Source organism: Pseudomonas sp. NPDC079367 (assembly GCF_044542195.1).
Taxonomy (GTDB): domain Bacteria; phylum Pseudomonadota; class Gammaproteobacteria; order Pseudomonadales; family Pseudomonadaceae; genus Aquipseudomonas.
On record NZ_JBITTW010000014.1, the window covers coordinates 89,547 to 112,630 of the forward strand.

Annotated in this window: 22 protein-coding genes and 1 pseudogene; 9 read left to right on the plus strand and 14 right to left on the minus strand. The window is 59.4% G+C overall.

Going from position 1 to position 23,084, the window contains the following annotated elements:
* Nucleotides 1-13: 13 nt before the first annotated feature.
* Entirely contained in the window at nt 14-469 is a 456-nt protein-coding gene (locus ACIGDJ_RS14130) for a helix-turn-helix domain-containing protein (protein WP_101155272.1), read from the plus strand.
* A gap of 25 nt (nt 470-494) precedes the next feature.
* On the opposite strand, the gene ACIGDJ_RS14135 is transcribed toward ACIGDJ_RS14130, so the two are convergent.
* A complete protein-coding gene (locus tag ACIGDJ_RS14135) occupies nt 495-1,358 on the minus strand; it encodes an MBL fold metallo-hydrolase (protein ID WP_397478886.1) in 864 nt (287 codons plus the stop codon).
* Between the two features lie 92 nt (nt 1,359-1,450).
* Between ACIGDJ_RS14135 and ACIGDJ_RS14140 the strand changes: the two genes are divergently transcribed.
* The 3 genes from ACIGDJ_RS14140 to ACIGDJ_RS14150 all read left to right on the plus strand — a co-directional run bounded on the left by ACIGDJ_RS14140 (nt 1,451) and on the right by ACIGDJ_RS14150 (nt 4,015).
* Entirely contained in the window at nt 1,451-1,792 is a 342-nt protein-coding gene (locus ACIGDJ_RS14140; protein WP_008086967.1) for a helix-turn-helix transcriptional regulator, read from the plus strand.
* Between the two features lie 167 nt (nt 1,793-1,959).
* Complete coding sequence (locus tag ACIGDJ_RS14145; protein WP_397478885.1) at nt 1,960-3,204, plus strand: FAD-dependent oxidoreductase; 1,245 nt, start codon at nt 1,960-1,962, stop codon at nt 3,202-3,204.
* 10 nt (nt 3,205-3,214) lie between these two features.
* The gene (locus ACIGDJ_RS14150; protein WP_101155264.1) at nt 3,215-4,015 is read left to right on the plus strand and encodes a sulfite exporter TauE/SafE family protein; all 801 of its coding nucleotides are present in this window, start codon (nt 3,215-3,217) and stop codon (nt 4,013-4,015) included.
* A 93-nt stretch (nt 4,016-4,108) separates the two neighbouring features.
* Here the strand turns inward: ACIGDJ_RS14150 and ACIGDJ_RS14155 are convergent, their stop codons facing one another.
* The 6 genes from ACIGDJ_RS14155 to ACIGDJ_RS14180 form a co-directional block, all read right to left on the minus strand.
* Complete coding sequence (locus ACIGDJ_RS14155) at nt 4,109-5,389, minus strand: TRAP transporter large permease (RefSeq protein WP_397478884.1); 1,281 nt, start codon at nt 5,387-5,389, stop codon at nt 4,109-4,111.
* Nucleotides 5,389-5,916 (minus strand): TRAP transporter small permease, encoded by a 528-nt coding sequence (locus tag ACIGDJ_RS14160; RefSeq protein ID WP_101155260.1) that lies wholly within the window; start codon nt 5,914-5,916, stop codon nt 5,389-5,391. Before ACIGDJ_RS14160 ends, ACIGDJ_RS14155 begins: the two co-directional genes overlap by 1 nt.
* A gap of 75 nt (nt 5,917-5,991) precedes the next feature.
* Complete coding sequence (locus tag ACIGDJ_RS14165) at nt 5,992-6,966, minus strand: TRAP transporter substrate-binding protein (protein ID WP_313004747.1); 975 nt, start codon at nt 6,964-6,966, stop codon at nt 5,992-5,994.
* Between the two features lie 60 nt (nt 6,967-7,026).
* Nucleotides 7,027-7,920: an SMP-30/gluconolactonase/LRE family protein gene (locus tag ACIGDJ_RS14170; RefSeq protein ID WP_397478883.1), complete on the minus strand. Its 894-nt coding sequence runs from the start codon at nt 7,918-7,920 to the stop codon at nt 7,027-7,029.
* Nucleotides 7,921-7,964: 44 nt separating this feature from the next.
* A complete protein-coding gene (locus ACIGDJ_RS14175; RefSeq protein WP_397478882.1) occupies nt 7,965-8,789 on the minus strand; it encodes an NAD-dependent epimerase/dehydratase family protein in 825 nt (274 codons plus the stop codon).
* Between the two features lie 277 nt (nt 8,790-9,066).
* Nucleotides 9,067-10,362 (minus strand): OprD family porin, encoded by a 1,296-nt coding sequence (locus ACIGDJ_RS14180; RefSeq protein ID WP_101155252.1) that lies wholly within the window; start codon nt 10,360-10,362, stop codon nt 9,067-9,069.
* Between the two features lie 371 nt (nt 10,363-10,733).
* Between ACIGDJ_RS14180 and ACIGDJ_RS14185 the strand changes: the two genes are divergently transcribed.
* The 4 genes from ACIGDJ_RS14185 (at nt 10,734) to ACIGDJ_RS14200 (ending at nt 15,526) form a co-directional block, all read left to right on the plus strand.
* Complete coding sequence (locus ACIGDJ_RS14185; protein WP_101155250.1) at nt 10,734-12,389, plus strand: MFS transporter; 1,656 nt, start codon at nt 10,734-10,736, stop codon at nt 12,387-12,389.
* Nucleotides 12,386-13,528: an HlyD family secretion protein gene (locus ACIGDJ_RS14190; protein WP_397478881.1), complete on the plus strand. Its 1,143-nt coding sequence runs from the start codon at nt 12,386-12,388 to the stop codon at nt 13,526-13,528. The genes ACIGDJ_RS14185 and ACIGDJ_RS14190 overlap by 4 nt, the downstream gene beginning before the upstream one ends.
* Before the next feature lie 105 nt (nt 13,529-13,633).
* Nucleotides 13,634-15,130 (plus strand): helix-turn-helix transcriptional regulator, encoded by a 1,497-nt coding sequence (locus ACIGDJ_RS14195; protein ID WP_101155247.1) that lies wholly within the window; start codon nt 13,634-13,636, stop codon nt 15,128-15,130.
* Between the two features lie 138 nt (nt 15,131-15,268).
* A complete protein-coding gene (locus ACIGDJ_RS14200) occupies nt 15,269-15,526 on the plus strand; it encodes a DUF1652 domain-containing protein (RefSeq protein ID WP_101155245.1) in 258 nt (85 codons plus the stop codon).
* A gap of 790 nt (nt 15,527-16,316) precedes the next feature.
* On the opposite strand, the gene ACIGDJ_RS14205 is transcribed toward ACIGDJ_RS14200, so the two are convergent.
* The 6 genes from ACIGDJ_RS14205 to ACIGDJ_RS14230 form a co-directional block, all read right to left on the minus strand.
* A complete protein-coding gene (locus ACIGDJ_RS14205; protein ID WP_024013283.1) occupies nt 16,317-17,084 on the minus strand; it encodes an SDR family oxidoreductase in 768 nt (255 codons plus the stop codon).
* A gap of 36 nt (nt 17,085-17,120) precedes the next feature.
* Entirely contained in the window at nt 17,121-18,188 is a 1,068-nt protein-coding gene (locus tag ACIGDJ_RS14210) for a phosphotransferase family protein (RefSeq protein WP_101155241.1), read from the minus strand.
* A gap of 163 nt (nt 18,189-18,351) precedes the next feature.
* Entirely contained in the window at nt 18,352-19,320 is a 969-nt protein-coding gene (locus ACIGDJ_RS14215) for a 2-hydroxyacid dehydrogenase (RefSeq protein ID WP_397478880.1), read from the minus strand.
* Between the two features lie 167 nt (nt 19,321-19,487).
* On the minus strand, nt 19,488-19,910 hold the full coding sequence (locus ACIGDJ_RS14220) for a hypothetical protein (RefSeq protein WP_397478879.1): 423 nt from the start codon (nt 19,908-19,910) through the stop codon (nt 19,488-19,490).
* A 15-nt stretch (nt 19,911-19,925) separates the two neighbouring features.
* Nucleotides 19,926-20,408: a DUF4822 domain-containing protein gene (locus ACIGDJ_RS14225; RefSeq protein ID WP_397478878.1), complete on the minus strand. Its 483-nt coding sequence runs from the start codon at nt 20,406-20,408 to the stop codon at nt 19,926-19,928.
* A gap of 228 nt (nt 20,409-20,636) precedes the next feature.
* The gene (locus ACIGDJ_RS14230) at nt 20,637-21,020 is read right to left on the minus strand and encodes a tautomerase family protein (RefSeq protein WP_101155233.1); all 384 of its coding nucleotides are present in this window, start codon (nt 21,018-21,020) and stop codon (nt 20,637-20,639) included.
* A gap of 341 nt (nt 21,021-21,361) precedes the next feature.
* Here ACIGDJ_RS14230 and ACIGDJ_RS14235 point away from each other — a divergent pair, with 341 nt between their 5' ends.
* A complete protein-coding gene (locus tag ACIGDJ_RS14235; protein WP_101155231.1) occupies nt 21,362-22,642 on the plus strand; it encodes an HAAAP family serine/threonine permease in 1,281 nt (426 codons plus the stop codon).
* Nucleotides 22,643-22,815: 173 nt separating this feature from the next.
* Here the strand turns inward: ACIGDJ_RS14235 and ACIGDJ_RS14240 are convergent.
* Nucleotides 22,816-23,084, minus strand: a pseudogene (locus tag ACIGDJ_RS14240) (aconitate hydratase B); the annotation flags it as partial.

A 23,084-nucleotide genomic window follows, 5' to 3' on the forward strand; every position in this document is an offset into this window, starting at 1 on the left:
CCCCAGGAGCAACATGGCCCGACAGCAATTACTGGCTCAGAGCGAATGCCCCGTCGCCCGGACCCTTGAAGCGATCGGCGATCGCTGGGCCTTGATGATCATTCGCGATGCGTTCGATGACGTACGCCGGTTCAGCGAATTCCAGAAGCGACTGGGCCTGGCGAAGAACATCCTCTCGGTCAAACTGAAAATGCTCGCCGAGCTCGGTGTATTGCAGATTCAACCGGCGTCCGACGGCAGTGCTTACAAGGAATACGTGCTCACCGACATGGGCCGCGCGGTGTTTCCGATCGTCGTCAGCCTGCGCCAGTGGGGCGAGCGCTTCCTGTTCGCGCAAGGCGAGGAGCATTCGGTGTTGCTCGACAACGAGCGGGCCGAGCCCGTCGAAACCATAGCGGTGCGTTCGGCGGCCGGCGCAGTGCTGACTCCGGCCGATTGCCACCGAAAGCTGGTGACACGCGGGGGATGAAGCGGACCGGCTGCGATGTCGTGTGTCAGAGTTTGTTGAGCGGGATTTTCAAGTACACAACGCCGTTGTCTTCGGCCGCTGGCAGGTTTCCCGCGCGCACATTTACCTGAATGGCCGGCAGCAGCAACGTCGGCATTCCAAGCCCGGCATCACGCTGGTTACGCATCTGGACAAACGCCGCTTCATCGATGCCGTCGTGTACATGAATATTGTTTTTGCGCTGTTCGCCGACCGTGGTCCGGCATTGTGAGGCGCGGCCCTCGGGCGGGTAATCGTGGCAGACGTAAAGCGTCACGCTGGCCGGGAAAGCCAACAGCTTCTGGATCGATTTGAACAATTGCTGCGCATTGCCGCCGGGGAAATCGCAGCGTGCGGTGCCGACATCGGGCATGAACAGCGTGTCGCCGACGAGGATCTGTTCACCGTCGATCAGATAGGCCATGTCCGCTGGGGTATGGCCGGGCACGTGCAGGGCAGTGGCCTTGAGATTGCCGATCATGAACGACTCATTCGGTGCAAACAGGTGATCGAACTGCGAGCCATCGACGCGAAATTCCGGCTCGAGATTGAACAGCGCTTTGAACACGTTCTGCACTTTGCTGATCGATTCGCCAATGGCGATCTTGCCGCCAAGCTCCCGACGCAAATAAGGCGCGGCTGACAGGTGATCGGCGTGAGCGTGAGTTTCCAGCAACCACTGCACCTGCAGGCGGTGTGCCCGCACGAACGCGACAATCTTGTCCGCCTGCACAGTGCCGGTGCGCCCGGCGGCTCCGTCGTAATCGAGCACCGGGTCGACGACTGCGCAATGCCCGCCGTCGGCTTCGTAGACCACATAGCTGTAGGTCGAGGAGGCGGGGTCGAGAAACGCTTCAATCAGGGCGGGCATGGCAGAAACCTGTGCTGGGGAATTTCGGGTTGCAACAGTTTATGTAAAAACATAATGTTCGCAGCTTAAGTGACCTTCAAGGCCTCGTGCAAATGCAATCCAGTCTGACCGAATGTGAAGTCGCCCAACTACGCGCCTCGGCGTCCAAAGCCTGCGCGCTGCTCAAAGCGCTGGCCAATGAGGATCGCTTGTTGATTCTCTGCCAACTGACTCAAGGCGAACGCAACGTCGGCGAGCTGGAAACGATGACCGGCGTACGCCAGCCGACGCTGTCCCAGCAACTGGGTATCTTGCGCGACGAAGGGCTGGTCGCGACTCGCCGGGAAGGCAAATACATTTTCTACGGCCTGGCCAGTCACGAAGTAATCCAGGTGATGAAAACCCTCTCGGGGCTTTATTGCGGAGCGGTTCTTAAAAGCTGGGAACAGCCATAAATGCCAGCTATCACACCTTTTCAGTCGTGGGAGCGGGCTTGCTCGCGAAAGCGGCGTGTCAGTCGAACATTCTTTGCCTGACACGACGCCTTCGCGAGCGAGCCCGCTCCCACACTGCTTTGAGGTGTGAAGACTGAAACCCTTGCGTGCAGCAAAAGGAACAAGCAATGAACGATCAACACTGGGGCCCATCCATCAGTGCAGACATCGTGGTCATCGGCGGCGGGACGGCCGGCATCGGTCTAGTCGCCAGCCTGCTCAAGCGTGACCCGCATCTCAACATCACCGTGATCGAACCGAGCTCACAGCACTACTACCAACCGGCATGGACGCTGGTCGGCGGCGGCGCTTTCGATGTGAAAGACACCGTCAGACCGATGAGCAAAGTCATGCCGCGACAGGCGACCTGGATTCAGGCCAGCGTCAGCGCCATCGACCCGCAAAGCCGCCAGCTCACCCTCGACGATCAACGCACCGTCAGCTATCAGAACCTGATCGTCTGCCCCGGCCTGCGCCTGGCTTGGGAGAAAATCGAAGGCTTGCAGGAAAGCCTCGGTCAGCACGGCGTCACTTCCAACTACAGCTATCAACACGCCCAATACACTTGGGATCAAGTGCAGAAACTGCGCGACGGCCGGGCGCTGTTCACCCAGCCGGCGATGCCGATCAAATGCGCCGGCGCGCCGCAAAAAGCCCTGTACCTGTCCTGCGACCATTGGCGCAAAAGCGCGGTGCTGCACAACATCAATGTTGAATTCAATCTCGCCGGCGCCGCACTGTTTGGCGTGCCGACCTTCGTGCCGCCGCTAATGAAGTACATCGAACAGTACGACGCGCAACTGGCGTTCAACTCGAATCTGGTCAAGGTCGACGGCCCGGCGAAAACCGCGTGGTTTGACGTCAAGGACGCCGACGGCAATGTCAGCCGCGTGGCAAAAACCTTCGATCTGCTGCACGTCGTGCCGCCACAAGTCGCGCCGGATTTCATCGCCCAGAGCCCGCTGGCCGATGCCGGCGGTTGGTGCGAAGTCGATCCGCACAGCCTGCAGCATCCGCGCTATCCAGACGTGTTTGCATTGGGCGATATCTGCGGCACCAGCAACGCGAAAACCGCGGCGGCGGTGCGCAAGCAGGTGGTCGTCGTTGCGCAGAACCTGCTGGCCGCGCGCAAACAACAGCCGCTGCCGCTCAAGTACGACGGCTACGGCTCGTGCCCGCTTACGGTGGAGAAGGGCAAGGTGATCCTCGCCGAGTTCGGCTATGGCGGCAAACTGCTGCCGACTTTCCCGCTGGACCCGACCGTGGCCCGCCGTTCGGCATGGTGGCTGAAAGCGACGCTGCTGCCGTGGTTCTACTGGCACGGCATGCTCAAGGGCCGCGAGTGGCTGACGCGTCTGTCCAGGATCGACTGAGAAAACCCCTATGTTGCTGGCAAGTCTGTTTGGCGTGGTGATGGGGTTGGTCCTCGGCCTGACCGGCGCGGGCGGCGGGATTCTCGCGGTGCCGGCGCTGGTGCTCGGGCTCGGCTGGACGATGACGCAAGCGGCGCCGGTGGCCCTGTTTGCGGTCGGCAGCGCGGCGGCGATCGGGGCCATTGACGGTTTGCGACGTGGTCTGGTGCGTTACCGTGCGGCGTTATTGATCGCAGCATTGGGCGCGGTGTTTTCGCCGCTGGGGATCTACTTTGCACATCAGTTGCCGGAGAAGGTTCTGATGATCCTGTTCAGCCTGCTGATGGTCCTGGTGGCCTGGCGAATGTTGCGTAAAGAGCGTCAGCAAGCGGGACCGAGCGATCACGGCCATGCCAGTTGGGGCCAGAAGAACTGCATGCTCAACGAGCAGACCGGGCGCTTCGACTGGACCACCAAATGCACCGCCACGCTGGCTGCTCTGGGGGCGATTACCGGTGTGGTCTCGGGATTGCTCGGCGTCGGTGGCGGGTTCCTGATCGTCCCGGCCTTCAAGCAACTGACCGATGTGCAAATGCGCGGTATCGTCGCCACGTCCTTGATGGTGATCAGTCTGATTTCAGCGATCGGCGTGATCGGCTCGTTTCAGGCGGGCGTGCGCATCGACAACCAGGGCGCAGCCTTCATTGTCGCCAGCATCGTCGGCATGATCATCGGCCGCAGGCTGTGCGCGCAGGTGCCGGCGCGGGCGTTGCAGGTGGGATTTGCCAGTGTCTGTCTGGTGGTGGCGGGGTACATGTTGTTGCGGGCGTGACGATTATAAGATCGCAGCCTCGTTGCACTCGACAGCTCCTACAATAGATTGCGGTTCTGTAGGGCTGCCGGAGGCTGCGATCTTTTCAGCGGTTTACAACACCAGGTGCGGCAGCCACAGCGAAATGGCCGGCACGTAGGTGACGAGCAGCAGCACCATGAACAGCACGGCGTAGAACGGCAGCAGCGCTTTGACGGTGCTTTCGATGCTGACTTTGCCGATCGCCGAACCGACGAACAGCACGGCTCCCACCGGCGGTGTTATCAATCCGATCCCCAGATTGACCAGCATGATCATGCCGAACTGCACCGGGTCGACTCCGATCCCCAGAATCACCGGCATCAGGATCGGTGTAAGGATCAGGATCAGCGGCGCCATGTCCATCACCGTGCCCAGCAACAGCAGCATGACGTTGATGCACATCAGGATCACGTAACGGTTGTCCGACAGGGTCAGAAACAGCGTGGTGATCTTCGCCGGGATCTGCATCAGCGTCATGATGTAGCCGAAGCTGGCGGCGAAACCGATCAGGATCATCACGATCGAAATCGTCCGCACGGTGCGGTGCATCAGCTTGGGCAGCTCGCTCCATTTGTAATCGCGATAAATAAACATGGTCACGAAGAACGACCACAGCACCGCGATGGCTGCCGATTCAGTGGCGGTGAAAATCCCCGAGAGGATGCCGCCAAGAATGATCACCATGGCCATCATGCCCCACAGCGCTTCGCCGACGATTTTCAGCGCCTGGCGCATCGGGATCACTTCGCCCTTGGGGTAGTTGCGCTTTTTCGCGAAGATCAGGCACAGCACCATCAGGCACGCGCTCATCATCAAGCCCGGCACAATACCTGCCATGAACAGCGAAGCAATCGACACCGTACCGCCGGCAGCCAGCGAGTAGAGCACCGAGTTATGGCTTGGCGGCGTCAGCAGGGCTTGCACCGAACCGCTGACGGTCACGGCGGTGGAGAAGTCTCGTGGGTAGCCCTTGCGTTCCATTTCCGGGATCAGTACTGAACCCACCGAAGCGGTGTCGGCCACCGAAGAGCCGGAGATCGCACCGAAGAAGGTTGACGCGACAATGTTGACCAGTGACAGGCCACCGCGCACGAAACCGACCAGCACCCCGGCACACGCCACCAGACGGCGGGACATGCCGCCCTCGGCCATGATCGCACCGGCCAGTACGAAGAACGGAATGGCCAGCAGCGAGAATTTGTTTACCCCCGAGGCAACCTGGATCATCACCGCCTGGAATGGAATGTCGATCCACCATGCACCGATCAGCGCGGCGGCGCCCAACGCGTAGGCGACGGGCATGCCAACCAGGATCAACACGATAAAACTGCCCAGCAGAATCAGAGCGTCCATTAAACGGCACCTTCACTTTCTTCAACCAGGTCGAACTGCACGACCCGACGTTTGCTCTGGTCACCGAGCAGGAGTTTTTCCAGGACGAAAATCAGCGTCAGCAAGCCGCCCAGCGGAATCGGCAGGTAGGTCACGCCAACCCGCAGATCGGGCAGGGCGGCCATGAACTGGTTCCAGGTGGACATGCACAACTTGGCGCCCCAAATGGTCATGAAGATGCAGATTGCCGCCATCAGCAGTTGGGAGAAAATCGCCGCTGCGGATTTCAGCTGCGCTGGCATACGGTCGGTGAGCATGGCCACGGCCATGTGCGCACCGGCGCGGTAACTGGCGGCAGCACCGATGAAGGTGAACACCATCATCAGCAGAATCGCCGTGGGCTCAGGCCAGCTCGAGCCAGTGCCGAGCACGTAGCGGGCGAACACGCCCCAGGGAATCATCAGGGAAATCGCCAGGACGGAAAGGCCGGCGACCCAGATGCACGTCATGTAGATCTTGTCGTTGATACGCAGCAGCAAATTCTTCATCGGGTTCCACCGTAACCGGGCGCGCCTGAGTCATCAGGTGCGCCGGGCCTATTTCAAAAGTACGAGCGGGGGGCGTTACTGAACGGCTTCGATTTTCTTGATCAGGTCGGCGTATTTCGCGCCGTATTTTTCCCGTACTGGAGCGGTGGCGTCGTAGAAGGGTTTCTTGTCGACTTCGATGAACTCGACACCGGCGGCCTTGAGCTTTTCTTCACTGGCAGCGGACTTCTTGTCCCACAACACGCGTTCTTCAGCCTGGGCAGCCTTGGCGGCTTTCTTGACCAGGGTCTGCTGATCCGGGGTGAGTTTTTCCCAGGTGATTTTCGACATCACGATCGGCTCTGGCAGGATCAGGTGACCGGTCAGGCTGTAGAACTTGGCGTTCTGGAAGTGGTTGTGTTCGAGCAGGGTCGGCGGGTTGTTTTCAGCGCCGTCGATCACGCCGGTCTGCAGGGCGCTGAAGATCTCGCCAGTGTCCATGGCAATGCCGTTACCGCCCATGGCGTTCATCATGTCGATGAACATCGGGTTGCCCTGCACACGGATTTTCATGCCCTTGAGGTCTTCGAGCTTGCGCACTGGTTTTTTGGTGTAGATGTTGCGCGTGCCGCCGTCCATCCACGCAAGAGCCACCAGGCCGAATTCGGAGTGGGTGATTTTATCGAGGATCTCGTCGCCCACCGGGCCATCGATGACGTTACGCATGTGTTGCTGATCGCGGAAAATGAACGGCATGTTGAACACGTTCACGTCCGGCACCACCGGGCCGACGATCCCCAGGCTGACGCGCGACAACTGGACAGCACCGACCTGCATCTGCTCGATGACTTCCTTTTCCGAACCCAGCACGCCGCCCGGGAAGTATTGGAACGTCAGCTCGCCGTTGGTTTCCTTGGTCAGGGTATCGCCCATGGATTTTTCGGCCACTACGGTTGGATAACCGGCGGGGTGAATGTCAGCAAATTTGAGTTTCATTTCTGCCTGAGCGCCACCAGCAAAGGTGAACATCAGCGGGAGTGCAGCGGCGAGCAAGGTGCGTTTGAAGTTCATGGGGGTGAGTCTCCAGTCTTGTTATTTTTGTGTTCAGGGCGCAGCGGTGCAGCAGAGGGTCTAAAGCAAATCGTTGAATTGCGGTTCGGCGAGGCCCTTGACGCCAGGCTTCAGGGCGAACACGCCGCCGGCCAGGGATTGCGGATCATGGTCGTCGCCGGGGCGAATCGAGGCGACGAACAGGGTGCTCATGTCGCTGCCGCCGAAGGCACACATGGTCGGTTTCTTTACCGGCACTTGCAGTGAAAAATCCAGGCTCCCGTCCGGGGCGAAGCGGTGGATCAGTCCCGCGTCGTTGGCACAGATCCAATAGCAACCTTCGGCATCCACGGCGGCGCCATCGGGGCGGCCGGGGAAATGATTCATGTCGACGAAGATTCGGCGATTCGATGGCGTGCCGGTTTCGCTGTCGTAATCGAAAGCCCAGATCAGTTGCACGTTGGGGTGCGAATCCGACAGGTACATGGTTTTGCCGTCAGGGCTGAAGCCGAGGCCGTTGGGCACGATGAAGCCGTCGAGTTGCGCTTCGATCACGCCAGACTCCCCAGCGCTGTAGCGATAGAGCCGGCCTTCAGGCGCGTTGAGGCCCATGTCCAGCACCATGCTGCCGGCCCAGAAACGCCCCTGACGGTCGCAGCGGCCATCGTTCAGGCGCATGTCGGGGCGACTGTGCTCGACGGTTGCGAGCAATTCGCTGTCGAGGCTGCCGTCGCTGTGCGGGTGCAGGCGAAAGAAACCGCTTTCCATGCCGGCCACCCAGCCACCGCTGCGGTGGGGCGTGATGCAGGCGAGCATTTGCGGGGCTTTCCACGACGCAACATGCCCGGTGTCGGCGCTCCAGCGTTGCAGTCCGCCGTTGGGGATATCCACCCAGTACAGCGCGTTTTCCTGCGGCACCCAGACCGGGCTTTCACCGACCGCATTGCGGGCGTCGACGATCAATTCGGCTTGCATACTCATTCCCATGGTTTTTATTGGAGGGGGATCAAGTCGAGCGGTCAAGCGCCAAAAGGCCCTGCTGCAACAAAGGCGCCGCCCTGGTAGATCCGCGCTGGATCATCGTCGGCCGGCATCGGCTGCGCTTCGACCTTGTCGCGGAACACCTCGGAGGTGTCCTTGGCTTCGAAACCGAGGTGGTTGGCATAGCGGTTGTCCCACCAGACGTCTTTGTTGGCGGACATGCCATAGACCACGGTGTGGCCGACATTCGGTGTGTACAGCGAGCGTTCGAGCAGTTGCGTGAGGTCGTCGAAGCTCAGCCAGGTGTGCATCATCCGGCGGTTCTGCGGCTCGGGGAACGAAGAGCCGATGCGGATGCTGACAGTTTCTATGCCGTAGCGGTCGAAGTAGAAACTGGCCATGTCTTCGCCGTAGGACTTGGACAAGCCGTAGTAACCGTCGGGGCGGCGTGGAGACGTGGCGTCGAGCTTCTCGTCCTGCTTGTAGAAACCAATGACGTGGTTGGAGCTGGCGAAGATCACGCGCTTGACGCCATGGCGGCGTGCGGCCTCGTAAATGTGGAAGACGCCGCTGATGTTGGCGCCCAGAATTTCTTCAAACGGACGCTCCACCGAAACGCCGCCGAAGTGCAGGATCGCATCGACGCCTTCGACCAGTTGATGCACGGCTTGCTTGTCGGCGAGGTCGCAGAGCACGACTTCTTCGTGTTCATCCACGGCCGGGGTGAGTGCGGCGATGTCGGACAGGCGCAACACGTTGGCGTAAGGGCGCAGGCGTTCGCGCAGGACTTTGCCCAGGCCTCCGGCGGCACCGGTCAGCAGCAGGCGATTGAAAGGAGCGCGGGGGGTAGAAGTAGACGTCATGGCAATCCCTGAACACATTGTTATTAGGTTTGTTGTAGGTTGTCGTATGACTGCGCTGAAGTATCGGTAGGGTTTCCGGATCTTGTCAACGCGACTTTTGGTGTAGATGACGGAAGGGGCGATTCAATTTCCGTCGTCGACTGCGCTGCAATGCGATTCTCCTGTGGGCGCGGGCTTGCTCGCGAATGCGGCGTATCAGTGAACACATTCATGACTGACACGCCGCTTTTCGCGAGCAAGCCCGCTCCCACAGGGAGATGCGCGATTTTCGGACCCGTTACAACAGCGAAATCGGATAGCTGATGAAGATCCGGTTCTCGTCAAATTCGTTGGTGCTGAAGTCCCGGCGAATCGTCGCATTACGCCATTTCACGTTGAGGCTTTTCAGCGGCCCACTCTGCACTGTGTAGGCCAGTTCCGATTCGCGGCCCCATTCCTTGCCGTCATCGGTGGTGGCGGTGTGCACGTTATCACCGCTGATGTAGCGGTTCATCAGGGTCAGGCCAGGCACCCCGAGTGCGGCAAAGTTGTAGTCGTGACGCAACTGCCAGGAGCGCTCCTTGGCGTTGTCATAACTGGCGTTGTAGCTGTCGTTGGCCAGGGTGCCACCGCTGGTGCCGTTAACACGCATCCAGGCATCATCGCCGGTGAGTTTCTGCAGGCCGACGTAGAAAGTGTTGCCACCGTATTTGGCCGAGAGCAGGGCAAATGCGGTCTTGTTATCGAGGTCGCCGGCCTGGGCGCTGCCGTCTTCCTTGCCAGTGAAGAACCCGAGGTTGGCGCCAAGAGTCCAGTCGCCCATCGGCTGGCTGTGGCTGAGGTTGAAATACTGCTGCTGATAGATATCAGTCAGCTCGGCGTACCACACACCGACCATGGTGCGTTTTTCGTTGAAGCTGTATTCGCCACCGCCGAAGTTGAAGCGATCGGAGGTGAATGCACCGCGGCCGTTCATCGACATGTCTTCCATGCTCGCGTCGTTGCGCGGGCTGTTGCCACGGAACTGGCCGCCGTAAACGGTCAGGCCGTTGATTTCGGTGGACGTGATCTGGCCGCCGCGGAAGGTCTGCGGCAGGGAGCGGCCATCGTCGGAGCGCAGGATCGGCAACACCGGCATCCATTCGCCGACTTTCAGTTCGGTCTTCGACACCTTGGCTTTCAGCGCCACGCCGAGTCGACCGAAGTTGTCGGCCGGGCGGCCGTCATCGTGGATCGGCAACAACTGCGTGCCACCGGTGCCTTTACCGCCATCGAGCTTCTGCGAGTACATGCCAAGGATGTCCAGGCCGAAGCCGACCGTGCCTTGAGTGAAGCCGGATTTGGCGTCGAGGATGAAGCTCTGTGTCCACTCTTCAGCCTTGCCTTGCGGGTTGGCCGGGTTGACGAAGTTACGATTGAAGTAGGCGTTGCGCAGGTTCAGCGTGGCTTTGCTGTCTTCCAGAAAGCCTTCAGCACCGGCGCTCATCGGCAAGGCCAGGGCGAGGCTGCTGCAGCCGAGCAGGCTGAGGGTCGAACGCGGCTTGAAACTGGCAAAACGTGAAGGGCGGACGGAATTGCGGGCGAGTGGGCTCACTGTGATGCTCCCTGGATCGTTGTTGTTTTTATTATTTGTCATACGTCGTCGTACAACATCGATGCGGATATTTCCCAGATTTACAGGGAATGTCAACTGGAAGTTATACGACGACCCTGCAAATCGGCGCGTTCTCTTACAGACGTGACCTTTTACGGCAAGACCCGGCACTCGCTGATATGCGAGCCGCGTACGAAACCCTGTGGGAGCGGGCATGCTTGCGAAAGCGGTATGTCAGCCATAGACGAGTCGTATGACCTGACTCCTTCGCGAGCAAGCCCGCTCCCGCAGGGGTATTTTCAATGCCATGGAGTGTGTGTTGCTCGTGAAATTGCGGCAAACTTCCTCCACCCCCAGCACCAGGCCGAACCATGGATAAATACGCCCCGCGCAACTGGCAGCCCCACGAAAAGCCCAGCCTGCCCGGTTCTCCTTCGACGCCGCTGCACTCCACGCCCAAGCGCCTGGCCTACGCGGCGGTTGGTGTGCTGGTGGCGGTAACCGGTGGGCTGGGGAATTCACTGGTGGTAGCCAACCTGCCTTATCTGCAAGGCTCGCTCGGCGCGACCACAGCGGAAATGGCCTGGCTGCCGGCGGCGTACGTGATGACCAACGTGTCGATGAACCTGCTGCTGGTGAAGTTTCGCCAGCAGTTCGGGTTGCGGGCGTTCACCGAGGTATTCCTGGTGCTCTACGCGCTGGTGACCTTCGGCCATTTGTTCGTCAACGATCTGAATTCTGCGGTGGCGGTGCGTGCTGCCCACGGCATGGTCGGTGCCGCGTTGAGTTCGCTGGGTTTGTATTACATGGTCCAGGCGTTCCCGGCAAAGTGGCGGCTCAAAGCGTTGGTGCTCGGCCTCGGCACTTCGCAATTGGCGTTACCGCTGGCGCGGTTGTTCTCTGAAGACCTGTTGCAGATCGCCGAATGGCGCGGCTTGTACCTGTTCGAACTGGGCATGGCCCTGCTGTCACTGGGCTGTGTCTTGCTGCTGAAGCTTCCGCCCGGTGACCGCTTCAAAACCTTTGAAAAACTCGACTTCCTGACCTTCGCCATCCTCGCCACCGGGGTGGCATTGTTGTGCGCAGTGCTGTCGCTGGGGCGGATCGACTGGTGGCTGGAGGCGGACTGGATCGGCGTGGCGCTGGCGTGCTCGATCGCGCTGATCATCATGGGGCTGGCCATCGAGCACAACCGCAGTAACCCGATGCTGATGACCCGCTGGCTCGGCAGCGGAACGATGATCCGCCTGGCGCTGGCGGTGACCCTGATTCGCATGGTCACCTCGGAGCAATCGACCGGCGCGGTTGGCTTCATGCAGAACCTCAACATGGGCTATGAGCAGTTGCACAGTCTGTACGTGGTGATGCTGATCGGCAGCATTGCCGGGCTTGCCACCAGCGCGCTGACCATCGACCCGAAACACTTGTTGATGCCGTTGATCATCTCGCTGGCGCTGATGGCCACCGGTTCGGTGATGGACAGCTTTTCCAACAACCTGACCCGTCCCGCCAACATGTATTTCAGCCAGTTCCTGCTGGCGTTCGGCAGTACGTTTTTTCTCGGCCCGACCATGGTCTTCGGCACGCGCAACGTGCTGACCAATCCGCGCAACCTGGTGAGTTTTTCCGTACTGTTCGGGATCTGCAACAACCTCGGCGGACTGCTCGGCGCGGCGTTGCTCGGCACTTTTCAGATCGTGCGGGAGAAGTACCATTCCAGCCACATCGTCGATCATCTGGTGATGTCCGACCCGTTGGTGGCCGCGCGGGTGCAGAGCGGCGGCTCGGCCTTCGGTTCGTTGCTCGCCGACCCGAGCCTGCGCAATCTGGCCGGCATTCGCAGCCTCGCCAATGCGGCGACACGCGAAGCGAACGTGCTGGCCTATAACGATGTCTTCATGCTGATTGCGGTCATTGCCGTCCTGACCATGATCTGGCTTTCGATTCGTGCGTTGTGGCTGGTGAGCACCACCAAAGCCATTGAGCCGACACCTTCCGTACCACCCAGCGGTGCCACTTCTTCATGACCGAACCGACCACCACAACCACCAACGCCATCGCCGCCACACCTGAAGGGGAGGCGCCGCCTGCATCAGCCAACACCGCACCACGTTCGCTACGGGTGCGGATCATTTCTTCGCTGGGCTTTGCCGCGATCGCTATCGTTGGCGTGCTGATCGTGTTGTATGCCTGGCAATTGCCGCCGTTCAGCAGCGCTGTGGAAACCACTGAAAACGCCTTGATTCGCGGGCAGGTGACGATTATTGGCCCACAGCTCAGCGGTTATGTATTCGAGGTGCCGGTGCAGGACTTCCAGTACGTCAAGGCCGGGGATCTGCTGGTGCGTCTGGACGACCGCATTTATCAGCAACGCCTCGACCAGTCCCTGGCGCAACTGGCGGTGCAAAAGGCCGGGTTGGCCAACGTCGTGCAGCAGCGCAACAGCGCCGAGGCAACGATCAAATTGCGCCAGGCGGTATTGGCCGACAGCCAGGCGCAGTTGCGCAAGAGCGAGGCCGATCTGCGGCGTAATCAGGAACTGGTGCGCGACGGTTCGGTGTCCAAACGCGAGTTCGACGTGACCCTCGCTGCCAATGCGCAGAGCACGGCGGCGGTGGCGCAGGCCAAGGCCAATCTGGAAATTGCCCGCCAGGATCTGCAAACGGTGATCGTCAATCGCGGCTCGCTGGAGGCCGCCGTGGCCAGCGCGGAAGCGGCGGTGCAACTGGCGCGGATCGACCTGTCGAACACGCGCATCGTCGCCCCGCGCGACGGCCAGCTCGGGCAGATCGGCGTGCGCCTCGGCGCCTACGTCAACTCCGGCGCGCAGTTGATGGCATTGGTGCCGGATCAGAAATGGGTGATCGCCAACATGAAGGAAACGCAGATGGCCAACGTGCGTGTCGGGCAGCCGGTGCGCTTCACCGTCGACGCCTTGAACCACCGCAGATTCACCGGGCATGTGCAGCATATTTCGCCGGGCACCGGTTCGGAATTCGCCTTGCTTCAGGCCGACAATGCCACTGGCAATTTCGTCAAGATCGCTCAGCGCGTGCCGGTACGCATCACCATCGACCCGGATCAGCACGAGGAGGAACGTCTGCGTCCGGGGATGTCGGTGGTCGTCAGCATTGACACTGCCGCAGGCGATACCCAACCCCACTGAGCTCTACACCCGATATAGGGTTTTCGGCGATTTCAGGGGCGCCGCACGATCCCGAGCCGCTGCGGTCGTACTCATCACCTAGCCGCATCACAGTGTGGAGATCCAATGAGCCAGGAAGTCCTGACTACCGAAACCAACCGTCGCCAGTTGCAGCAGATCATCGCCGGGCTGTCGGACGGGGTGATTCTGCTGGAGCTCGACCAAAGCATCCTTTGGGCCAACGAAGCGGCGTTGACCATGCATGGCGTCAGCACCATCGGTGATCTGGGCACCAACGCCGACGAGTACGCAAAGCGCTTCACGCTGCGCTATCGCAACAATCATGTCTTGCCGCCCGAGAACTACCCGATCAGCCGCGTGGCGCGCTGCGAGGTGTTCAATGATGTGTTGATCGAAGTCTCGTCCGTGGCCGATCCGGAGCATGTCTGGGTACATAGTGTGCGCAGCATGGTACTGACCGACCGCGTGGGGCAGCCCGAGTCGCTGGTGCTGATCATGAGTGACGTCACCGACTGGGCCAACGCCGAACTGCGTTTCGAAAAAACCTTCAACGCCAACCCTGCGCCAGCGGTGATCTGCCGGCTCAGCGATCTGCGTTACATCAAGGTCAATCCGGGCTTTCTGGAAATGACCGGCTATACGCGCGATCAGGTGATTGGCACCTCAGCCTATGAAATCGACATCTTCGAACAGGCTGATCAGCGCGATCTGGCGATTCAGCGCTTGCGCGATGTCGCGACCATCCCGCAGATGCAGGCGCAATTGAGCCTTCCGGACGGGGGCAGCAAACAGGTGATCGTCGCCGGGCAACCGTTGCTGCTCAATGACGAGAATTGCATGTTGTTCTCTTTCGTCGATATGGAGCCACGGCGCCGTGTCGAACTGGCCTTGCGTCAGAGTGAGGAGCGGTTTGCCAAGGCGTTTCGCCTGACGCCGGTGCCGATTCTGATCTGTACGGCTGACAAGCAGGAGGTCATCGACGTCAACCAGGCGTTCCTCGATACCCTCGCTTACGACAGCGACGAGGTGCTCGGCAAGACTGTCACGCAGTTGAGCTTCATTCACGATGACGGCGCCCGCACGCGGCTGTTGTCGGCCCTGGCGAAGAACGGTCGGGTGGATCGCGTCGACGTGCCGGTGCGCAAGAAGGACGAGGAGTTGCTGGAATGCGCGGTGTCCGCTGACACGGTTAACATCCATGACACGTCCTGCTATCTGCTGGTGTTGATGGACATGACCGAGCGCAAGCGCACAGAGCTTGAATTGGTAGCGGCAATTGAAGAGGTGATGAAGGATGCTTCGTGGTTCAGCCGCACGCTGATCGAAAAACTGGCCAACGTGAAGAAAATCAATTCGCCGCAGCTGCCCAGCGCTTCGTTCACTGATCTGACGGCGCGCGAGCGCGATGTGCTGGGTTTGATCTGTGAAGGGCTGGCGGACAAGGAGATCGCGGCGCGGTTGAAACTGGCGCCCAATACCGTGCGCAATCACGTGGCCACGGTGTATTCGAAGCTCGACGTGCACAGCCGCAGCGAGGCGATTGTCTGGGCTCGTGAGCGGGGCTTGTTTTCCGGAGAGTGGAGCACCAAGGGGCAGCGCTAAGGGTGCAAATGCACTAATTGCATAGGTGCAAATTCATGTATTGGCGCAGGCGCTGTGTTCTTAGGCTGGTGGGGTGCGGTGTAAGCCATTTCGGGCTTGCGATCGCGCCCCCTTGAAGCAGCCATAGGAACAACGTCAATGATGAATCTTGCGCAGTTGCGCGCTCGGCTCGAGCACAGTTTTGCGCCGCTCGCTTGTGAGTGTTCGGTCGATGGTGACCATTCGCTGACGGTCAAGTTGTATCACCCGGATTCCGGGCAGGTGGATCTGGTGATCAGTGGCCTGGATCTGGCTTCGCTGCGAACGCCGCAGGCGCTTGAAGCGCTGGTGGGTGAGTTGCGGTATGAGCTTGAGAGCAATTCTTTGCGCTCCTCGCGAGATCCGGATCTGGCTTAGCGCGCTTTGGTCTTGGCGGCCTTTGGGCCGGCCATGCTCTGACGTCGGCTCGCTCGCTGAGGCTCGGGGTTCTTTCGCTCCGGGATCAATCTCTCCACTCAGCCTGCCGACGGGCTCTGAGATCAAGATCAAAAGCGGTACTCGAGCTCACGCTCATTGTTTTGAGTGGTGAAGAGCGGATGAGCTTTGCTTTTGCTTTTCTGTGGGAGCGGGCTTGCTCGCGATGAGGCCCTTGCCGGCAACGATGATCTCAATCCAGCCTTCTGCTGAAAAATCCCCGCAAAACCGACAGCCAATCCCCCAATCACCTCCATCCACTGGCGCTAACAAGGCGCTCAGCTATAAAGAATGAGTGGTCAGGTCTTCCGCGGCCGGTTGGGTTGCGGGAGTTTGTCTCTCATTACCGCGGATCGTCCTATGAATAATCCTGGGAAACGCGTCTTGCCGTTGGCTTTTCTTGCTGTGCTGTTGGCCGGTTGTGCCAGTGCGCCGCCTCCTGCGCCTGCCGCGCCGCCGCCACCGCCGGAACGCCGGTGTGAAGTGCTGGAGAATACTGAGGTGGTTGGGGACATGTATGTGGATGGGCAGGTGACACGCCAGATCACCACTACCCGTTGCATTACACAATAAGAATCGCGATTGCTCGATTGCACGAGGCCTGGAATCCTGCTGTGACCCTGTAGGAGCGAGCCTGCTCGCCAAGGCGTGGTATCAGTCGAAACCAGCTGACTGACGCGGCGCTTTCGCAAGCAGGCTCGCTCCCACACGGGTTAGCAATCTGCCGTGGAAATCAGGACAGGAACCCGCCATCCACATTCAGTGCCACACCCGTGGTGTAACTCGACGCATCGCTGGCCAGATACAGCACCGCGCCAGCCATTTCGCTCGGATCGGCCACGCGCTTGAGCGGAATCTGGGTCAGTGCCTGTTTCAGGATCGCATCGTTTTTGACCAGGGCCGAGGCGAATTTGGTGTCGGTCAGGCCGGGGAGCAGGGCGTTGCAGCGGATGCCGAATTGCGCGCATTCCTTGGCGAAGACTTTGGTCATGTTGATGACCGCCGCTTTGGTCACCGAATAAATGCCCTGGAAAATCCCCGGCGAGATGCCATTGATCGACGCGACGTTGATGATGCTGCCACCACCGTTTTCGCGCATCAGCTTGCCGGCCTCTACCGACATGAAGAAGTAGCCGCGAATGTTCACATCGACGGTCTTCTGGAACGCACCGAGATCGGTGTCGAGCACGTTGCAGAATTGCGGGTTGGTCGCGGCGTTGTTGACCAGGATGTCGAGGCGGCCGAACTGTTCCTTGATCCCGGCGAAGACCTGGCTGATCTGCTCCATTTCACCGATGTGGCAGGCCACGGCAGTCGCCTTGCCGCCGGCGGCGGTGATGGCGTCGGCGACGTGTTGGCAGCCTTCGAGCTTGCGGCTCGAAACAATCACGTGGGCGCCTTGCTGGGCCAGCAGTTTGGCGATGGCTTCGCCGATGCCACGGCTGGCGCCAGAGACGAAAGCGATTTTGCCGTCGAGGTCGAACAACTGAGTCTTGGACATGGGATTCCCTTGTAAAAAGTCTTGTTATTGCCCGGATCAGAGGCTGGATTTCTGAATCACCTGCAGGCTCATCTGCTCCAGCAGTTTGTTCATGTGAATGAACTGCGCGAAGCGTTTGTCCTGGGTCTGGCCATGGTAAAAACGGTAGTAAATCTGCTGGACAATGCCGGCCAGGCGAAACAGGCCGTAGGTGTAGTAGAAATCGAAATTGTCGATGCTGATGCCCGAGCGCTCGGCGTAGTAGTCGACGAATTCGCGGCGCGTCAGCATGCCCGGTGCATGGCTTGGCTGGCGGCGCATCAATTGCACCGGCGCCGGGTCGCCGGCTTCGATCCAATAGGCGAGGGTATTGCCCAGGTCCATCAGCGGGTCGCCGAGGGTGGTCAGTTCCCAGTCGAGCACGCCGATGATCTGCATCGGGTTGTCCGGGTCGAGGATGACGTTGTCGAAGCGGTAATCGTTGTGGACGATGCTCGATGTCGGGTGGTCGGCCGGCATCTTGTCGGCAAGCCAGGCTTTCACGGCTTCCCAGTGCGGCGCATCCGGGGTCAGGGCTTTTTCGTAGCGCTCGCTCCAGCCTTTGATCTGCCGCGCGACGTAGCCTTCGGGCTTGCCCAGATCGCCGAGGCCGCAGGCATTGTAATCAACGCGGTGAAGTTCGACGAAACGGTCGATGAAGCTTTTGCACAGTGCTTCGGTCTTCGCTGAGTCCAGGCCCAGTTCCGGCGGCAGTTCGGCGCGCAGGATGATGCCCTTGACCCGTTCCATCACGTAGAACTCGGCGCCCATCACCGATTCGTCCGTGCAGTGCACGTACGCCTTCGGGCAATACGGGAAGCCGTCGCGCAGTTGATTGAGGATGCGGAATTCACGGCCCATGTCATGGGCGGATTTGGCCTTGTGGCCAAACGGCGGTCGGCGCAGGACAAACTCCTGTTCCGGGTATTCGAGCAGGTAAGTCAGGTTCGAGGCACCGCCGGGAAACTGGCTGATCTGTGGGCTGCCGGTCAGGCCCGGGATGTGCGCCTTGAGATACGGATCGATCAGGCTGGCATCAAGTTCTTCGCCAGAGCGGATCCGGGTGGACTGGTCAGTAAGCGCCATGCTTATCCCTTCTGCTTATTTTGGAGGCCAGACATCATTGGCTAATCTAATGGCGCGCTCGGGTGCTCACAAGTGCGGGTCGGTCTTATAGGTCAGCGTGTTGCCGGATAATCAACTCTGGGAATGGGCGAGGATCGGCGCAGACCTGGGAAGGCCGCGCCGGTTAGTGCACGCGCTGGTTTCTCAGTCTTGGCGGCAAAGCGACGGGCGTCAGCACCGGTTGCCCGGAGAAAAACGCCATCAGGTTCTTGCCAACCAGTTCCACCGTGCCTTGTGTAGCCTCAGGGGAGAGTCCCGCGACATGTGGCGTCAGGACAACATTGCTGAGACTTTTCAGGGCATCGGGCACTTCCGGCTCGTGATCGAGCACATCCAGGGCGGCGCCGGCGATACGCCGTTGTTCAAGTGCGGTAATCAGGTCTGTCGTAGCGATCACACTGGCTCTTGCGACATTGACGATGAATCCATTTGGCCCGAGCGCATCGAGCACTGCTCGCGTCACCAGATGCTGCGTTGTAATGCCACCGGGCGTGGCGACCACCAGAAAATCCGAAGCTCGAGCCAGATCGGTCGGTGTCGAGCAGAAAGAATAAGGGACGTCGCTGCGCACTTGGCGGTTGTGGTAGCTGATCTGCATGTCGAAGCCCAGTTCAGCGCGCTTGGCGACCGCCATGCCCACTGCGCCCAGCCCGAGTATTCCGAGACGTTTGCCCGCCAACGATGGGCGCATGATTTTCGGCCATTCACCGCGGCGTACAGCTGCATCGCAGCGCGGGATATCGCGAACCAGCGCGAGCAGCAGCGCCATCGCATGATCGGCCACCGACGAGGCGTTGACCCCGGCGCCGTTGGTGACAGTGATGCCACGGTCGCTGGCGGCTTGTAGATCGACCTGTTCATAGCCTGCGCCGATTACCGTAATGATTTTCAAGGCGGACAGGGCGCTGATCTCGTCGGCAGTCAGGCCCAGCGGACCACGAGTGAGCACAGCGTCGATGCGACTGCCATGGGTGAAGATGGCCTGCGCCCGCTCGGCGGGCGTGGGTGCAAGGATCAGATGGAACCCCTGATGTTCGAGAATCGGCAGATAGTCATTGATCGTTTCAACCAGTACCAGAACGGTTGCGGGCATTGCGCGGCTCCTGTGATTGGCGGCGGGTAGGTCGCGAACGTCGGCTCAGAGTGCTGAATCCGCAGCGGCTTGGCAATCGTTGCATTCGTGCGGTGATGCTCTGATTCTGGACGGCTTCAAGCAAGAAGCAAGAACCCGCACACCGGTGATCCGGTGTGCGGGCGATCTCATTGGGCAGCTTGCGCTTTGCTCTGTTCGGCCAGGGCGATCGGTTTGAAATCATAGGTGGGGTAGAACTCGGTGCGGTAGGTCCCCCACGCGGTATTTTCCAGCGCCAGGTTCACTTCTGCGAGTCGAGAGGCCGGGAAGCGCACGGTAACGACCTGCCCGATGCCCATCATGATGTTCCAACTCACCACTTCGACGCCGGCTGGCGGGAAGGTTTTATAAAAGCCTTGCTGGGCAAGTTGTGCCTTGAGTTCGCCGAGCGGGCGCGACTGATCATGTTTGAGAAACACCGTGAGCATCATGGTGTTATGAGTGGCGGCTTCTTTGACCGGGGCCGTGGTGGCTTGCGCACTGCTGACAGCGACTAGGCTAGCGGCCATCAGTACCGTGGATAACAGCAGTGACTTGAATGTCTTTCTCATATTGAATTCCAGTAGTTACTTCGGCAGGGCTGAGTTTGTTTTTACGCTTCCGGTATAGGGCGCGTGAACTACATGAATGCGTACAGGTGGATTGCTTTCAATCATGTCGCGAGGCACTTCGCGAGAATAGGTAAATTCGTTTTTATTCAGGGTCTCCAGGCGTCGGACAATAGATTTGGTTGGGCCGATGTCCGGTACCAGAACATGCTTTTTCTGATCGCCGGTCACGAAGAAATAACCGCCACCACCGTTGTTGTATTTGGATTCGCCAGTGTCGGTATAGAAGAATTCGTAGCGGTTTGTTTCGGGGTCCCAAGTCGATATTCCAACGACGCCAGGGTATTTCTCTTTCACGTCAGTCTGCGGAGCGCCTTCGATGTACACCTTGGTGGTCAGCCAGCGGGGAGAGGAGCCTAGATCGCGGATGTCGGCCTGGGCGCTCGCAATGGGTATCAACAGCGCTGCAAATAGTAATCGGATTTTGTTGTGTTTAATCATGAGTCATCCTCGTTATCAGTTCGCGTGAATACAGAGTGTGGTCATTCAGGTTCAAGCGCAGGCAATATAGGCAGAGATTTGAAAGTAGCTCAAGAGTGAGGTAGCTGCTTGTAACAAACTAAGTGATCTGTGTTTTTTGTATTAATTTGTCGCTAAATTAATCGCGTTCTAATTTGTAGGATTAGTCTGAAAGTTATTGCTGGTAATGTTTCAAGTTGGTTCAAGATTTTATGTGACGTATTGCGCGACGCCATTGCCGAACGACCAGTTCTCTTTCTTTACCTCCAGCAAATTGATGAACACATCCTCCAGTCGGATGCCCAATTGCGCATGCAGACTTTCAGCAATGGTTTTGAACAGCAATTGTTTCTTCTCCACGCTGCGGCCTTCGCTGATGGTGATCTGGATGAACACCACGCCGTCGGTGCGCGGGATGCCGAGGTAGTGAGGGTCATACACGAAGTGCTGGCTGTCGTGCTCGTTGAGAATCTGAAAATTGTCGTGCTCCGGCACATCAATACAGGTGCGCAGGGCGGCGTAGATCTGTTCGCCGATGCGTCTGGCGAAAATGGGGTCGGGGTTTCGCTGGATATCAATACGAACCAGTGGCATGACAGCCTCCTTGGGTTGTGGCTTCTATCACGCTAGATCAACGGCGGGATTCTGGTAGGTGGTTGGTCCGGAATATGTCGGATTCCGTGTATGAAGCGGACTACGTGGAATTTGTAAGCGGAGTCGGAAAACGACATTTAACGTGGCTGAAAACGGCAAAAACATTGCTGAAAACGACTACCCATCAATCTGCTCCGCACAACCATTCCTCAGCTAAGTCTTTGCTTGTGTTGATTTATCACGGAGAATCGCGCCCCTGTTTCGGCCGGAGCATGTCTGTCGGTTTTTTCCGACGCGTCCTGACCGAGTGGCAAGTGACCGGAATGCGGAGATCCGACCGGATGAATGATCAGGCCAATAGCCTCGAAAAGCGCTTCGACGCAGCAGCACCTGCTGAACTTTCGAGCTGGAATCGCCAGGACACCACCTGGATGCTGGGACTGTTTGGGACGGCAATTGGCGCCGGCACCCTGTTTTTGCCGATCAACGCAGGGCTGGGGGGCTTCTGGCCGCTGGTGATCCTCGCGCTGCTGGCGTTCCCGATGACGTTCTACGCACACCGTGGCCTGACCCGTTTTGTGCTGTCCGGCCGCGAAGGCGCCGATATCACCGAGGTGGTCGAGCAGCATTTCGGCATCAAGGCCGGCGCGTTGATCACGTTGCTCTACTTCTTCGCTATCTTCCCGATCCTGTTGATCTACAGCGTCGGCCTGACCAACACGGTCGCCAGTTTCCTCGAACACCAACTGCACATCACGCCGCCGCCGCGCGTGCTGCTGTCGTTCGTGTTGATTCTCGGCCTGCTGGCCGTGGTGCGCTGCGGTGAACAGGCGATCGTCAAGGCCATGAGCCTGATGGTCTATCCGTTCATCGTTGCGCTGCTGTTTCTCGCCGTGTACCTGATTCCGCACTGGAACGGCGGCATCCTCACCACCGCCTCGCAAGTGCCGGCGCCGTCCGCGCTGCTGCACACGCTTTGGCTGGCAATTACGGTGATGGTGTTCTCGTTCAATCACTCGCCGATCATTTCGGCGTTCGCGGTTGATCAGAAACGCCGTTATGGCGAACACGCTGAAGAACGCAGCTCGCAGATTCTCGCGCGCGCGCATGCACTGATGGTGCTGATGGTGATGTTCTTCGTGTTCAGTTGCGTGCTGACACTGTCGCCGGCACAACTGGCTGAGGCCAAGGCGCAGAACCTGTCGATCCTGTCTTACCTGGCCAACCATTTCAGTAATCCGACCATCGCTTTTGCGGCGCCGCTGATTGCTTTTGTGGCGATCTCCAAGTCGTTCCTCGGTCACTACATCGGTGCCAGCGAAGGTCTCAAAGGGTTGATCGTCAAAAGCGGCAAACGCCCGGGGGCCAAAGCGCTTGATCGCATCGTGGCAGCGTTGATGCTGGTGATCTGCTGGATTGTCGCGACGCTTAATCCGAGCATTCTGGGCATGATCGAAACCATCGGGGGGCCGGTGATCGCAGCGATACTGTTCCTGATGCCGATGTACGCAATTCGCAAGGTACCAGCGATGGCGCGCTATCGCGGGCAGGCGTCGAATGTGTTTGTCACGGCTGTTGGTCTGGTGGCGATTTCAGCGCTGGTTTACAAACTGGCCGTGTGAGTGATCGTTCCCACGCTCCGCGTGGGAATGAAGCCCGGGACGCTCTGCGTTCCCAGGCGTGACGCGGAGCGTCACAGGAGGCGTTCCCACGCAGAGCGTGGGAACGATCAGCACAGGCATAAAAAAACGCCGCTCATCTCACGATGGGCGGCGTTTTTTATTGCGTTGCAGCGTTAGGCTTGAACGACCGGGATCTTGGCGTTCGCAGCAGCCTCACGGAACTCGGCGATCTGGTCGAAGGACAGGTAGCGGTAGACATCGGCCGCCATGCTGTCGATCTTGCCAGCGTATTCCATGTACTCCTCGACGGTCGGCAGGCGACCCAGGATCGTAGCTACGGACGCCAGCTCAGCCGAGGCCAGGTAGACGTTCGCGCCGTCGCCCAGTCGGTTCGGGAAGTTCCGGGGCGACGTCGACACCTCGGTGCTGTTCGGCTCAACGC

Coding starts and splice junctions, on each gene's coding strand:
- ACIGDJ_RS14130 (WP_101155272.1), top strand. CDS start 14: ATGGCCCGACAGCAATTACTGGCTCAGAGCGAATGCCCCGTCGCCCGG.
- ACIGDJ_RS14135 (WP_397478886.1), bottom strand. CDS start 1,358: ATGCCCGCCCTGATTGAAGCGTTTCTCGACCCCGCCTCCTCGACCTAC.
- ACIGDJ_RS14140 (WP_008086967.1), top strand. CDS start 1,451: ATGCAATCCAGTCTGACCGAATGTGAAGTCGCCCAACTACGCGCCTCG.
- ACIGDJ_RS14145 (WP_397478885.1), top strand. CDS start 1,960: ATGAACGATCAACACTGGGGCCCATCCATCAGTGCAGACATCGTGGTC.
- ACIGDJ_RS14150 (WP_101155264.1), top strand. CDS start 3,215: ATGTTGCTGGCAAGTCTGTTTGGCGTGGTGATGGGGTTGGTCCTCGGC.
- ACIGDJ_RS14155 (WP_397478884.1), bottom strand. CDS start 5,389: ATGGACGCTCTGATTCTGCTGGGCAGTTTTATCGTGTTGATCCTGGTT.
- ACIGDJ_RS14160 (WP_101155260.1), bottom strand. CDS start 5,916: ATGAAGAATTTGCTGCTGCGTATCAACGACAAGATCTACATGACGTGC.
- ACIGDJ_RS14165 (WP_313004747.1), bottom strand. CDS start 6,966: ATGAACTTCAAACGCACCTTGCTCGCCGCTGCACTCCCGCTGATGTTC.
- ACIGDJ_RS14170 (WP_397478883.1), bottom strand. CDS start 7,920: ATGCAAGCCGAATTGATCGTCGACGCCCGCAATGCGGTCGGTGAAAGC.
- ACIGDJ_RS14175 (WP_397478882.1), bottom strand. CDS start 8,789: ATGACGTCTACTTCTACCCCCCGCGCTCCTTTCAATCGCCTGCTGCTG.
- ACIGDJ_RS14185 (WP_101155250.1), top strand. CDS start 10,734: ATGGATAAATACGCCCCGCGCAACTGGCAGCCCCACGAAAAGCCCAGC.
- ACIGDJ_RS14190 (WP_397478881.1), top strand. CDS start 12,386: ATGACCGAACCGACCACCACAACCACCAACGCCATCGCCGCCACACCT.
- ACIGDJ_RS14195 (WP_101155247.1), top strand. CDS start 13,634: ATGAGCCAGGAAGTCCTGACTACCGAAACCAACCGTCGCCAGTTGCAG.
- ACIGDJ_RS14200 (WP_101155245.1), top strand. CDS start 15,269: ATGATGAATCTTGCGCAGTTGCGCGCTCGGCTCGAGCACAGTTTTGCG.
- ACIGDJ_RS14205 (WP_024013283.1), bottom strand. CDS start 17,084: ATGTCCAAGACTCAGTTGTTCGACCTCGACGGCAAAATCGCTTTCGTC.
- ACIGDJ_RS14210 (WP_101155241.1), bottom strand. CDS start 18,188: ATGGCGCTTACTGACCAGTCCACCCGGATCCGCTCTGGCGAAGAACTT.
- ACIGDJ_RS14215 (WP_397478880.1), bottom strand. CDS start 19,320: ATGCCCGCAACCGTTCTGGTACTGGTTGAAACGATCAATGACTATCTG.
- ACIGDJ_RS14220 (WP_397478879.1), bottom strand. CDS start 19,910: ATGAGAAAGACATTCAAGTCACTGCTGTTATCCACGGTACTGATGGCC.
- ACIGDJ_RS14225 (WP_397478878.1), bottom strand. CDS start 20,408: ATGATTAAACACAACAAAATCCGATTACTATTTGCAGCGCTGTTGATA.
- ACIGDJ_RS14230 (WP_101155233.1), bottom strand. CDS start 21,020: ATGCCACTGGTTCGTATTGATATCCAGCGAAACCCCGACCCCATTTTC.
- ACIGDJ_RS14235 (WP_101155231.1), top strand. CDS start 21,362: ATGAATGATCAGGCCAATAGCCTCGAAAAGCGCTTCGACGCAGCAGCA.